Annotated in this window: 11 protein-coding genes; 1 reads left to right on the top strand and 10 read right to left on the bottom strand. The window is 35.3% G+C overall.

Going from position 1 to position 12,616, the window contains the following annotated elements:
* Positions 1-147: 147 nt before the first annotated feature.
* The 8 genes from HM983_RS02545 to rpsO all read right to left on the bottom strand — a co-directional run bounded on the left by HM983_RS02545 (position 148) and on the right by rpsO (position 9,079).
* The gene (locus tag HM983_RS02545; protein ID WP_179343807.1) at positions 148-1,011 is read right to left on the bottom strand and encodes a sigma-70 family RNA polymerase sigma factor; all 864 of its coding nucleotides are present in this window, start codon (positions 1,009-1,011) and stop codon (positions 148-150) included.
* 97 nt (positions 1,012-1,108) lie between these two features.
* A complete protein-coding gene (locus tag HM983_RS02550) occupies positions 1,109-1,483 on the bottom strand; it encodes a hypothetical protein (protein ID WP_179343809.1) in 375 nt (124 codons plus the stop codon).
* 81 nt (positions 1,484-1,564) lie between these two features.
* Complete coding sequence (locus tag HM983_RS02555; RefSeq protein WP_179343811.1) at positions 1,565-2,764, bottom strand: glutamate-5-semialdehyde dehydrogenase; 1,200 nt, start codon at positions 2,762-2,764, stop codon at positions 1,565-1,567.
* A gap of 25 nt (positions 2,765-2,789) precedes the next feature.
* Positions 2,790-3,569: a glutamate 5-kinase gene (gene proB / locus HM983_RS02560; protein ID WP_179343813.1), complete on the bottom strand. Its 780-nt coding sequence runs from the start codon at positions 3,567-3,569 to the stop codon at positions 2,790-2,792.
* 3 nt (positions 3,570-3,572) lie between these two features.
* Positions 3,573-4,379: a pyrroline-5-carboxylate reductase gene (gene proC, locus HM983_RS02565; RefSeq protein ID WP_179343815.1), complete on the bottom strand. Its 807-nt coding sequence runs from the start codon at positions 4,377-4,379 to the stop codon at positions 3,573-3,575.
* A gap of 261 nt (positions 4,380-4,640) precedes the next feature.
* The gene (locus tag HM983_RS02570) at positions 4,641-6,074 is read right to left on the bottom strand and encodes a glycosyltransferase (protein ID WP_179343817.1); all 1,434 of its coding nucleotides are present in this window, start codon (positions 6,072-6,074) and stop codon (positions 4,641-4,643) included.
* A gap of 207 nt (positions 6,075-6,281) precedes the next feature.
* A complete protein-coding gene (locus HM983_RS02575) occupies positions 6,282-8,546 on the bottom strand; it encodes a polyribonucleotide nucleotidyltransferase (RefSeq protein WP_179343819.1) in 2,265 nt (754 codons plus the stop codon).
* A 263-nt stretch (positions 8,547-8,809) separates the two neighbouring features.
* Positions 8,810-9,079, bottom strand: a complete 270-nt coding sequence (gene rpsO, locus HM983_RS02580; protein WP_179344080.1) for a 30S ribosomal protein S15 — start codon at positions 9,077-9,079, stop codon at positions 8,810-8,812.
* A 182-nt stretch (positions 9,080-9,261) separates the two neighbouring features.
* Here rpsO and HM983_RS02585 point away from each other — a divergent pair, with 182 nt between their 5' ends.
* Entirely contained in the window at positions 9,262-10,377 is a 1,116-nt protein-coding gene (locus HM983_RS02585; RefSeq protein WP_246277441.1) for a sensor histidine kinase, read from the top strand.
* An 8-nt stretch (positions 10,378-10,385) separates the two neighbouring features.
* On the opposite strand, the gene accD is transcribed toward HM983_RS02585, so the two are convergent.
* Positions 10,386-11,249 (bottom strand): acetyl-CoA carboxylase, carboxyltransferase subunit beta, encoded by an 864-nt coding sequence (accD, locus tag HM983_RS02590; protein ID WP_179343821.1) that lies wholly within the window; start codon positions 11,247-11,249, stop codon positions 10,386-10,388.
* Positions 11,250-11,468: 219 nt separating this feature from the next.
* Positions 11,469-12,536: a class II fructose-bisphosphate aldolase gene (gene fbaA / locus HM983_RS02595; RefSeq protein ID WP_179343823.1), complete on the bottom strand. Its 1,068-nt coding sequence runs from the start codon at positions 12,534-12,536 to the stop codon at positions 11,469-11,471.
* Positions 12,537-12,616 lie beyond the last annotated feature (80 nt).

Here is a 12,616-nt window from a genome sequence, read left to right on the forward strand (position 1 = left end):
ATTAATATGAATGTTAGCGGTACTTTCACTTATATAAAAAGTGAACCCACGGTAATCAGCCGTGGGTTCTTTCATCAATCAAAAAACGAACAGTTATGTGATAACTGTTGTTACCTTTATTAGGTTGGTCGTAAAATATACAAAAAACTAACCTAAATATGTCTTTAATATTTTGCTTCTCGAAGTATGTTTTAATCTTCGGATTGCTTTTTCTTTAATTTGTCTTACACGCTCGCGAGTTAAGTCGAACGTTTCACCAATTTCTTCTAACGTCATTGGATGTTGGTTGCCCAATCCAAAATACAACCTAATCACATCTGCTTCACGAGGCGTCAGTGTTTCCAAAGCACGCTCTATTTCCGTACGTAAGGATTCGTGTAATAAATCCTTATCAGGATTTGGCGATTCACCACTACGCAAAACATCGTAAAGATTGGAATCTTCACCTTCAATCAAAGGTGCATCCATACTGACGTGACGACCAGAATTTTTTAAGGACTCCTTTACATCGTTAATAGTCATGTCCAATTCTTTCGCGATCTCCTCTGGTGAAGGAGGACGTTCATGACTTTGCTCTAAAAACGCAAATGTCTTATTGATCTTATTGATAGAACCAATCTTATTCAAAGGTAAGCGAACTATACGAGATTGTTCTGCTAAAGCTTGAAGAATTGATTGTCTGATCCACCAAACGGCATAAGATATAAATTTAAAACCACGAGTTTCGTCGAAACGTTGTGCTGCTTTGATTAATCCTAAATTACCTTCATTAATTAAATCGGGTAATGTTAAACCTTGATTTTGGTACTGTTTTGCCACAGAAACGACAAAACGTAAGTTTGCTTTGGTAAGTTTTTCCAAGGCAGTTTTATCACCAGCTTTGATGCGCTGAGCCAATTCTACCTCTTCATCTGCTGTAATAAGATCTACTTTACCAATTTCTTGTAGGTATTTGTCTAATGATGCAGTTTCCCTGTTGGTTACCTGCTTGGTAATTTTGAGCTGTCTCATTTAAATTCGATTTGTACAATTTTATTGAACAATAGTCTGTTCTATGTTATTATACGTAAGAACACAATAAAATGTTACAAAACGGAAGAAAAAACTTTTAGATTTTTAATTGCTTAACCGTGTCAAGGTTGATGGCATCAAGGGTTTCATTGGTGAATTTGTAATGTCCTCTGGTCGTAATTAATTTGAATCTGTACGATTTAATCTGACTCAATGTGTTTAAAAACAGCCATTTAGATTTTAATAATCTCGGCTTTTGAGATTTTAAGCTTAAATCAAAAATGTGTTTTCTACCTTCTTTTTCGGCAACAATATCTGGTGTTACATCAATATCGCTACCTTTTTTGTGGTAGGATTTTGGTGATTCATAACCTTTCATGTCGGCTTTTATATTAGAAAATCCTCGGTTTTCTAAATAGGAAATTGAATTACTTAACTCTTCTGCGTATTTGGCTTTATCTTGTGGAATCATAACCTACAATATAACCAATTTGATGACAATTACAAATATTTAAGAGTTTTTAACTTTTTAGAAAACCGAGGAATTTGATATTTATACCCTTATTTGACCATCGCCATACACATAGTATTTATTGGTAACAAGCTGATTTAGACCTAATGGACCTCTATGGTGTAATTTGTCTGTACTAATTGCCAGCTCTGCACCAACACCCATTTGACCACCATCTGTAAATCGGGTTGAAGCATTATGATAAACCGCAGCACTATCTACATTTTGCATAAAACTTTGAGCTTCATCTGTGTTCTCGGTGATGATTGCAGCAGAGTGTTTACCTGAGTATTTATTTATAATTTGAATCGCTTCGTCCAGAGATTCAACCTCACCAATTAATAACTTTAAGGCTAAAAATTCCTCATACCATATATCAACATTAGAAACAGTTTCTTTCTGTGAAAGAATATCAGATACATTATCATCTACCAAGATTTCGACCTTGTGTTTTTCCAATTTCTCTTGAAGCATTTTCAGCTTGGTTTCATACTCTGGCAAGTTTTTGTTAATAAGCACTTTGTCCAAAGCATTGCATCCCGAAATCTTATCCGTCTTCGCGTTGATAATTACATTTACGGCTTTGCTCCAGTCTGCATGTTCTGAAACATATAGAAAATTATTACCTCTTCCACTTACTAAAACAGCACAAGTTGCGTGTGTTTTTACAAAATTGATCAAGCGTTCTCCACCACGAGGTACAATCAAATCCAACGGTTCTGTTGGGTTCTTTAAAAACTCTTGAGTTTCCTCACGTTTAAGATGTAAGAGCTTGATCCAATTTTTAGACAGGTTGTTTTCTTCTAATGCTTCGTGCCAACATTTTTCTAAAATCAAATTACTGTTTAAGGCTTCTTTACCACCTTTTAGTAGTATTTTGTTATTCGCCTTAAATGCTAAGACTGCAGCTTCAATTGTTACGTCTGGTCGAGATTCGTATATGATTAAAATCGTACCAAAAGGTGCGGTAGTGTTAACTATATTCAATTTGTTTTTAAGCGTTCTATTTGAAATTTCTTTACCAACAGGATCTTCCTGATTCATAACGGCTGCAACTGCAGCAATCATCTCATCGACTTTTTTATTGTTTACAATTAAACGATCGTATAATGCTTGATCTTCTTTTTGAAAAGCTTCGAGATCCTTTTTGTTAGCTTCAATTATTGTATTTCTTTCACGATCTAAAATCTTTATCATTGATTTTAGCACGCTATTTTTTATTTCTGTTTTTAAAAGTTCCATTTCTATTTATTTTGTTGAAGTTGAATTATGCACAAATAAATTTTGTACCAACTTCCTTATTATTAATTATATCTACAATGACATTTTCTCTTTTACCATTGGCTATGTAAGTAGGTATATCCTTGTTGGCAGTACCTTTCGCGATTTTTAGTTTAGATTCCATCCCGCCACGGCCTTCGCCTTCTTTTTTATTTGAAGCTTGGACGTATTGCTCAACATTCTGGTTGGTTTTTACCTCGATTATTCTCTCAGAGTCGTCATCATCAGGATGTCCAGTGTATAGACCATCGGTATCAGATAGTATAATCAATCGATCTGCATCTACTAATTCTGCTACCAAACTTGCCAGCTCATCATTGTCCGAAAACATGGACATGGTCAATGATACGGCATCGTCTTCGTTAGCAATTGGAATAACACCTTCAGAAAGTAAGCCTTCGTAACAATTAATCATATTGTCACGATGTTTACCAGCATCAAAATCACGTTTTGTCGCTAATACTTGGGCGCATCGCATTCCATAATCGTGGAAAATACTGTAGTAGTGACGCATCATACGTGGTTGTCCCACAGATGAATAAACCTGTCTTCTTATTGCTTTGTCCTTTATATTAGTTTCGCCTAGAACCTCCATGCCAGCCATTGCAGAACCAGAAGAAACTAAAACTACTTTTATACCTTCCTCGTACAATACGGCAATTTGTCTTACAAGTTCCCTAAGTACGGGTCCTAAAATTCTATTATCTCTATTTGTTAGTACGTTGGTCCCAACTTTTACGACCACACGTTTTATATCTGTATTCATAATTTATTTATCTTTTCCCAATTCTACAGCTCTATCAAAAGCAGCATATGCGGCATCTTGAATCAACTGTTTTACATTATTATCTTCCATAGAGTCAATGGCAGCTTGGGTGGTTCCACCTTTTGATGCTACTTTATCTATCCATGATTTTGGGGAAATATTATTTTGGTTAAAAAGTTCTATGGCTCCTTCAAATGTGCTACTCACTAATACTTTGGAATCATAATCCGAAAAGCCCATTTTTAAAGCTGCTTCTAACATGGATTGCATAAAATAAAATACATAGGCTGGTCCACTACCAGAAATACCAGTTGAGGCATCAATAAATTTTTCGGTATTTACATGTATTGATGTTCCTGTAGTATCCAATAGATTACGAACCATTATCAGCTCTACTCTTGAAACAGCCGAGGATTCTGTGTAAGATGTAACGCCTTTACCAACCTGCGCTGGTAAGTTAGGCATGGTTCTAATGACTTTTTTTGCATTCAATTTTTGTTGAATGGTTTCAATGGTGACTCCTGCCATAAGTGAAACAAAAATTTGCCCATCATTGAGCATAGGTTTCATTTCTTCAAACAAACTTTCAGAGTGGTAGGGTTTGACAGCTATAAAGATAATGTCTGCTTTTGGCAAACAATCCTCTAAACTATCAAAAACATTGAATCTAGAATCTTTGCGTAGTGTTTCAATTTTTTTTGGATCGGTATCGTAGATGCGTAACTTATGCTTGTTGAGTAATGACGATTCTGCCATACCTTCGGAATAAGTTAAGCCCATATTTCCGGCTCCAATAACTAATACTTTCATGTTTTTTAATTGTTAGTTGCTATATAATGTGCAAGTACCGTACGATAGTGCCAAACTGAGCGGTTAATTTTGAGAATTAGGAGATACTCAAACAAATCAGCAATTGTTTAAGAGTTTGGAAAGCTGAGACTGTTTAACTTATGGATTTCGAAATTGCTCGAATTAAAAAAGTTGATGAAGGTGACAGTCTGTCGGTGACAATTTGGAAGATTGATAAAAAAAATCCCACTAAAAAAATTAGTGGGACGTTTAATTTATAATTTATTTCTTTTCAGCTAAACCACGGGTTAGCCAACCACGCCTGTTTGCTGTTGCAATAGCATAAGGGGTAATCCAGAATAAAGCAAAAGTATAAAGTATACTGTAAGTATATGCCCAAATGGATTCCTTGATCTCATAACGGTAAGAGTAAAACATCACCGAAAATGTAGAGAGTATTAGAATGCTCAATAAAGTAGATCCTAAAAACAATAATGGATGCGTCAATACAAAGAATAGCATAAAAGCCATAAAAGGATAGGCCATGATTATTCTTGAAGCTTGTGTGATAAACAATAATCGGCTTCCAATTTTACTGCCTTCCCTAAAATCGGTAAATACGTATTTTGCCATTGCAATATTTTCTCTCACATTGCTGCGTCCCCAGCGAATAAACATTTTATACAAACCAGGATATTTTTCCGGTACATTGGTGTAGGCCACTGCATTTTTTTGGAATAAAACGTGTTTACCTTGTTTTAAAATCATGTTAGTCATGGCTCTATCTTCACCTATATCTGATGGTTGACCCATAAAAGTCTGGTTGATCCATTCTGGTAAACACTTAAACACAGCAGTACTGCGATAAGCAGCCAGAGCGCCAGGTGTACATAAAACTGAATTTAAGTTACTTTCGGCGGATCTCACAAACTCAAAACTCATTACAAAACTGACATCCAACATTTTAGGAAGCATTTCTTTTTTGTTGTTAAGCACTCTAATGTTTCCTGCAACTGCACCACAGTTTTCATCTTTTACAAATGGACTAACCAGATTCCTTAATGTATCTTTGGTCACAATAGAATCACTATCTACAGTAACGAAAACTTCTCCGGTTCCTAAATTGAAACCTCTGTAGAGGGCGTGTCGTTTCCCTTTATTTTCAGGTTGCTGGTAGATTTCTAATTTGTTGCCGAGTTTATCTTTTGCATCAAGCATCCAGTCCCAGGTATTGTCCAAACTACCATCATCAATAGAAATAATTTGAATCTTTTCTTCAGGATAATGGCTTTCTGTTAAGCTCATTAGGGTATCCCATACTTGTTTTCCTTCGTTATAAGCGGGTACAATTACAGTAATGCTAGGTAATTCTTTATCCGAAACTGTTGCAACAGGTTTGTATTTGTAAAAATTATAAGCTTTAAAAAGAAAAAACAATACTTGGTAAATAAACAAAACTGTAGCTATAACAACAAATGTTAAACCTAATGAAGTGCTTGTTTTATCAGCATTAAACTGTTCAAGATCATTGTGGAAGACATAAAAAAAGTATAGTCCGATACTAATACATACAAATGTGCTGATTAATATCATTCTATTATATGGACTTTCAGTTTTTCCTTTTGTATGAAAAATAGATTTGATATAATTGGAAAATGCCTGAATATTTTGATTTTTGATGGATTGAAGTCGTTTTAAAATATTGTTTGTGTTCATAAATCTTTTTGAGTTTGTGAATTTTACTGATTTACGACTGCAATCTTGTTTTGGACTATTTATAAGACTGTTATTTAAGAAACTTTAACTTGTTAAACTCATTAAGCTCATAATATTCACATTTTTTATGAAACTACAATAAATGCATATCAAAAAAACCCTAATAGATTTCTATTAGGGTTTTTAATTTTGATTAATAAGAGAGCATTAATCCTCTTTCTTATCTTCTCTAGGCTTTCTGTCGTCTCGGCGATTATCTCGTCCACGGTTATCTCGTCCACGATTATCTCTACCTCTGTTATTGTCACGTCCACCACGACTGTTGTTGTCTCTCGGTGGTCTTTCTTTAAAACCTTCTGGTTTTGGCAAAAGTGCCTTACGAGAAACTTTTTCTTTTCGTGTTCTAGAATCTATTCCGAAATATTTTACATCAAAAACATCACCCATGTTTACCACATCAGATACATTTTCTGTACGTTCCCAAGCGAGTTCAGAAACGTGTAATAAAACTTCGTTTCCTGGTGCGTCCGTATATTCCACAACAGCACCAAAATCTAGCATTTTTATCACTTTTACTTCGTAAACGCTACCAACTTCTGGTTTAAATAATATTGCATCGATTTTTGCCATAACAGCATCGATACCTTTTTTACCTACACCTAAAATTTCAACGATACCTTCTTCTGTAACAGGATCTTCATTGATAACAATAGTCGTATCAGTTTCTTTTTGCATTTCCTGAATCACCTTTCCTCCAGGTCCAATCAACGCTCCAATAAATTCATTAGGAATACGTCTTGTAACCATAGTAGGAGCATGCTCCTTAACTTCTGTATTTGGTTCAGCAATAGTATCAGTTAATTTCTCTAAAATATGAAGACGTCCAGCGCGTGCTTGTTTTAGTGCATTTACTAAAATTTCGTATGATAAGCCTTTAACTTTAATATCCATTTGGCAAGCTGTGATACCATCTGCAGTACCAGTAACTTTAAAATCCATATCTCCTAAATGATCTTCATCACCTAAAATATCAGAAAGTACAGCGTATTTTTCACCTTGAGAAATTAATCCCATAGCAATACCAGAAACAGGTTTCTTTAATTGAACTCCAGCATCCATTAAGGCCATTGTACCAGCACAAACTGTTGCCATAGAAGACGAACCGTTAGATTCTAAAACTTCGGAAACAACACGAACTGTATAAGGACACTCGTCTGGCACCATACCTTTAAGCGCACGTTGTGCTAAGTTTCCGTGCCCAACCTCACGACGAGATGTTCCACGTATTGGTCTAGCTTCACCTGTAGAAAATGGTGGAAAATTGTAGTGTAAATAAAAACGCTCTTCACCTTCGAAAGATGGCATATCTAATTGGTTGGCATCTCTAGATGTTCCTAAAGTTACCGTTGCTAAAGCTTGTGTTTCTCCACGTGTAAATATAGAAGAACCGTGCGTAGAAGGTAAATAGTCCACTTCACACCAAATTGGTCTAATCTCATCAGTTTTACGCCCATCTAAACGTAATCCTTCATTTAAGGTTAGGTCTCTAATTGCAGCTTTTTCAGCTTTGTAGTAATATTTTGAAATTAAATCACCATAATCTTCTATTTCTTCTTCAGAAAACGACGCTTTAATTTCTTCTTTAATTTCCGAAAATGCATTGCTTCTTTCATGCTTAGCAGATCCACCTTTTGCAATAGCATAGACTTTGTCATAAGCCATATCGTGAATCTTCTTCGCTAAATCTTCTTCTTCTCTCTCGCCTTCATATTCACGAGTTTCTTTTTTACCGAACGCTTCTGCTAATCTTACTTGCGCAGCACACTGTACTTTAATCGCTTCGTGTGCAAATTTGATTGCATCTGCCATTTCTTCTTCAGAAATTTCATCCATTTCACCCTCTACCATCATTACAGAATCTGCAGAAGCTCCTATCATCATGTCCAAATCAGATTCTTCTAATTGGGCACGAGTTGGATTAATGACAAATTCGCCATTTACACGACCAACTCTTGCTTCAGAGATTGGGCATTCAAAAGGAAAATCTGATAATTGAATTGCAGCAGAAGCGGCCAATCCTGCCATAGCATCTGGCATAACGTCATCATCATGAGACATCAATTGTATCATCACCTGAGTTTCAGAATGGTAATCTTTTGGAAATAATGGACGTAAAACACGGTCTACTAAACGCATTGTTAAAACTTCACCATCACTCGGTCTTGCTTCTCGTTTAAAGAATCCGCCTGGATAACGTCCCGCTGCCGCAAATTTTTCTCTGTAATCTACCGTAAGAGGTAAAAAGTCGACAGGACTTTGTTTGTAATTGGAAACAACTGTACATAATAACATACATTTCCCTGATTGCACTACAACGCTACCATGCGCTTGTTTTGCTAATTTTCCGGTTTCTATAGAGATTTCTCTACCATCACCAAGGTCTATGACCTCTTTGTAAGTCTTTGGAATCATAAAATATTTTAATTCGTGTGCCGACGTGCAAAGCATCGTCAGTACTGTTAAACAATGGTCGTTGTGTTGTTGTGTGTAGTAGTTGTGTGACCAATGAAAAACCGCTAGTCCTGAATATGTTTCAGGATCTCATGCTTATTTATCAATTCGGTATTTAGACGCTTCCGAACGCGTTGTATTACTTGGACTTCGCTCAATGACCGAAGCCTCTGTTTTTAACTAAAAAACCACGCGATTAGGCGTGGTCTTTTTTATGTTTAAAGTTATTTTCTTAAACCTAATTCTTTAACTATCGCACGATATCTTAAGATATCTTTCTTAGTTAAGTAGTCTAGTAGAGCACGACGCTTACCTACTAATTTTACTAATGAACGCTCAGTATTATAATCTTTACGATTATTTTTTAAGTGCTCAGTAAGGTGATTAATTCTGTGGGTAAATAATGCAATCTGTCCTTCTGCAGAACCTGTGTCTTTTGCGTTTTTACCATGTTTTTTGAAAAGTTTTTCCTTTTCTTTTTGATCTAAATACATGCTAATATTATTGTAAATGATTGTTATGTATGCTGAAAGATTTTCTTTCAAGCGGCAAATATAGTTATAATTTTTAAAATTTGGCGCCTAATGCATAATACTTTTTTGAGGTAATCTTTTTCTTGTTAAAGCAATTATTTGTTCGGAAAATTCCGAAAATTTGCGTAACTTTAAAATATAAGATGTCATATATCCCTCTCATGCCTAGACGATTGCAAGCTGTTAAAGAAGAACTTTTTGAAAGTGTTTTTACATACGCTAATGACGGTATTGCTATTGTCGGTTTGGACGGAAAATGGATTAAAGTGAATCCAGGGATTACAAAACTTCTTGGATATTCTGAAGATGAAATGTACCAACGGCGATTTCAGGGTATTACTCACCGTGATGATTTAGAGACGGACGAAAGTCAAATGGAACAGCTTCTTGATGGTAGTATTGATAATTATCAGATGGAGAAGCGCTATTTCCACAAGAATGGACATGTAGTTTGGGTGATTCTATCCGTTTCTCTTGTAAGAGATGATTTAGGTGAACCGTTATATTTCATTTCTATGATTACGGATATTTCTGCTCAAAAATCTGCTACTTGGCACCTTCAGTTTTTAATGAATGTTGTAAAAGGGCAAAACGAAAAGTTAACTGATTTTGCACGAATAGCTACCCACGACTTTAGAACACATGTTGGTAATCTGGGTTCGATTGTAGAATTTATGGAAGAAGATGAAGACACGTTATGTGAGACCGAGAATTTTAAGATGCTCAAAGAATCTATCTCTAATCTTAACGATACTTTAAAACATCTTAATCTTATAAGGTTGGATAAGCCAAATAGCTTTAATTCTCTCAATGAGCTTTCCTTGTATAATTATATAACAAATGCTATCTATAATGTTAACGCTATTGCCAAAAAATACAATTGCACTATTATTAATAATGTTGGTAAGAATACCAAGGTTTGGGGTATAGAGGCATATTTGGATAGTATTATACTCAATTTCTTAACTAATGCAATTAAATACAGATCTGCTGAACGACCGTTGACTATAGAGTTAAGCAGTTCTATTGATGGCGAGTATGTTGTGTTAAAAATCTGCGATAATGGTCTGGGTATTGATCTTGAAGCCAACGGTAATAAACTTTTTACGCTGAATGGCACCTTTCACAAGCACAAAGATTCTCGTGGTATTGGACTTTTTATAACTAAAAGCCATATAGAAAGTATTGGTGGCAAGATAGACGTTGAGAGTACCGTAGATGAAGGTACTTGTTTTTCTATTTATTTTTTAAAGGTTTAATTTAATATTCATTTTGCCTCTCTCAGTGGCTGATTCTTTATCAAATCAATATAGAGATTCACCTTCTTCTTTAAATCTTTTCTGTGTGTAATAAAATCCAAAAAGCCATGCTCCAATAAAAACTCCGAGGTCTGAAAACCGTCAGGTAACTCTTTACCAGTAGTATCTCTAACCACTCTTGGTCCAGCAAAACCTATTAAAGCTCCAGGTTCTGCAATATTAATATCTCCAAGCATTGCAAATGAGGCTGTTGTACCTCCAGTTGTTGGGTCCGTACATAGTGAAATATAAGGAATGCCAGCATCTGCCAATTGTGCCAGTTTTGCTGAGGTTTTTGCTAATTGCATAAGGGATAAGGCTGCTTCCATCATACGTGCACCACCAGATTTACTAATAATCATAAACGGTGTTTTCTTTTTTAAAGCATAATCAGCCGCTCTGGCAATTTTCTCTCCGACAACACTTCCCATAGAACCTCCGATAAAAGCAAAATCCATACAGGCAATGACTAGATCCTCGCCATTAGATTTGCCAACAGCACATCTTACAGCATCTTTTAAGTTGGTCTTTTTCTGAGCAGCTTTTAAACGGTCTGGATATTTCTTAGTGTCCTCAAATTTTAGAGGATCTTTTGATGATAGACCAGCATCTAATTCCTTAAACTTATTATCATCAAATAATATTTCAAAATATTCTTTGCTGCCGATTCGCACGTGGTAGCCATCCTCGGGACTAACGTAGAAATTTTCCTCTAGCTCTTTGGTATCAATAATTTTCCCCGTTGGAGATTTATACCAAAGACCTTTAGGAGTGTCTTTTTTTTCTTCTGTTGAGGTATGTATTCCTTTTTCTTTTCTTTTAAACCAAGCCATGTAGAATTACGATTTATGATTTGCGATTGCTGATTTAGTATAGTGCGCAATCGTTAGTTTTAGTTTCTGGTTGTGTAACACGCAAAATTACTATTTTATTAAATATAACTCAAAATTTGATATGAGTATCTCAAATTACGTCATTTAAATTCTAAAGAAAAACCCATTAAAACGTTGATAGTTAGTTTTAATGGGCTTTATATTTATTGGAAAATTTATTTAAAGTGTATCGACATTGTTTAAATCCTCAAACGCTTTTTTAAGTCGTGCCACAAAAGCCTCTTCACCTTTACGTAACCAAACTCTTGGATCATAATATTTTTTGTTAGGAACATCATCTCCATCAGGATTACCAATCTGCGTTTGAAGAAAATCCTTTTTATCTTGTACATAATCTCTAACACCACTTAAGAAAGCCCATTGCATATCGGTATCAATATTCATTTTTATAACTCCATAACCGATGGCTTCTCTTATTTCTTCCACGGTTGATCCAGAGCCACCATGAAAAACAAAATCAATGTGGTTGTGAGGTAAATTATGTTTTTTAGATAAAAATTCCTGAGAATTTTTCAAGATTTTTGGAGTCAGTTTTACGTTGCCAGGTTTGTAAACACCGTGAACGTTCCCAAAGGCAGCGGCAATAGTAAACTGGTCGCTTACCTTGCTTAATTCTTCATAGGCATAAGCAACTTCTTCTGGTTGTGTATATAACTTTGAATCATCTACATCTGTATTGTCAACACCATCTTCCTCGCCACCAGTAATACCTAATTCAATTTCTAAAGTCATACCGATTTTGCTCATTCGCTCCAGATAAGATTTGCATATTTCTATGTTTTCTTCTAACGGCTCTTCAGAGAGATCGATCATATGCGAACTGTACAGAGATTTACCTGTTTCATTAAAATGTTTTTCACTGGCATCCAATAACCCATCAATCCAAGGCAACAATTTTTTTGCGCAATGGTCTGTATGCAAGATTACGGGAACGCCATAAGCTTCTGCCATATGGTGGATATGTTTAGCTCCAGCAATAGAACCAGCAATTGCGGCTTTTTGGTCGTCATTGCTTAAACCTTTACCAGCATTAAACTGGGCACCACCGTTTGAAAATTGAATAATAACAGGTGCGTTTAAAGATTTTGCAGTTTCTAAAACTGCATTAATAGAGTTAGAACCAATAACATTTACTGCAGGTAGGGCAAAGCCTTTTTCCTTAGCCAATTTGAAAATATTTTGAACTTCTTTGCCGGTGGCAACACCAGGTTTGATATTATGACTCATAATTTTGATTAGTTGAAATTTAGAGGTTAAAAATACAATTTTAAGGTAAAAATACCGTGCTTTTTACAAGAAGATTTAAT

It is taken from the genome of Winogradskyella ursingii, assembly GCF_013403975.1.
GTDB lineage: Bacteria > Bacteroidota > Bacteroidia > Flavobacteriales > Flavobacteriaceae > Winogradskyella > Winogradskyella ursingii.

Excerpts from the sequence above, each read along its gene's own strand:
- HM983_RS02575 (WP_179343819.1), bottom strand. The coding sequence starts at position 8,546 with ATGATTCCAAAGACTTACAAAGAGGTCATAGACCTTGGTGATGGTAGA.
- proC (WP_179343815.1), bottom strand. The coding sequence starts at position 4,379 with ATGAAAGTATTAGTTATTGGAGCCGGAAATATGGGCTTAACTTATTCC.
- HM983_RS02555 (WP_179343811.1), bottom strand. The coding sequence starts at position 2,764 with ATGGAACTTTTAAAAACAGAAATAAAAAATAGCGTGCTAAAATCAATG.
- HM983_RS02585 (WP_246277441.1), top strand. The coding sequence starts at position 9,262 with ATGTCATATATCCCTCTCATGCCTAGACGATTGCAAGCTGTTAAAGAA.
- HM983_RS02570 (WP_179343817.1), bottom strand. The coding sequence starts at position 6,074 with ATGAACACAAACAATATTTTAAAACGACTTCAATCCATCAAAAATCAA.
- proB (WP_179343813.1), bottom strand. The coding sequence starts at position 3,569 with ATGAATACAGATATAAAACGTGTGGTCGTAAAAGTTGGGACCAACGTA.
- accD (WP_179343821.1), bottom strand. The coding sequence starts at position 11,249 with ATGGCTTGGTTTAAAAGAAAAGAAAAAGGAATACATACCTCAACAGAA.
- fbaA (WP_179343823.1), bottom strand. The coding sequence starts at position 12,536 with ATGAGTCATAATATCAAACCTGGTGTTGCCACCGGCAAAGAAGTTCAA.
- HM983_RS02545 (WP_179343807.1), bottom strand. The coding sequence starts at position 1,011 with ATGAGACAGCTCAAAATTACCAAGCAGGTAACCAACAGGGAAACTGCA.
- HM983_RS02550 (WP_179343809.1), bottom strand. The coding sequence starts at position 1,483 with ATGATTCCACAAGATAAAGCCAAATACGCAGAAGAGTTAAGTAATTCA.
- rpsO (WP_179344080.1), bottom strand. The coding sequence starts at position 9,079 with ATGTATTTAGATCAAAAAGAAAAGGAAAAACTTTTCAAAAAACATGGT.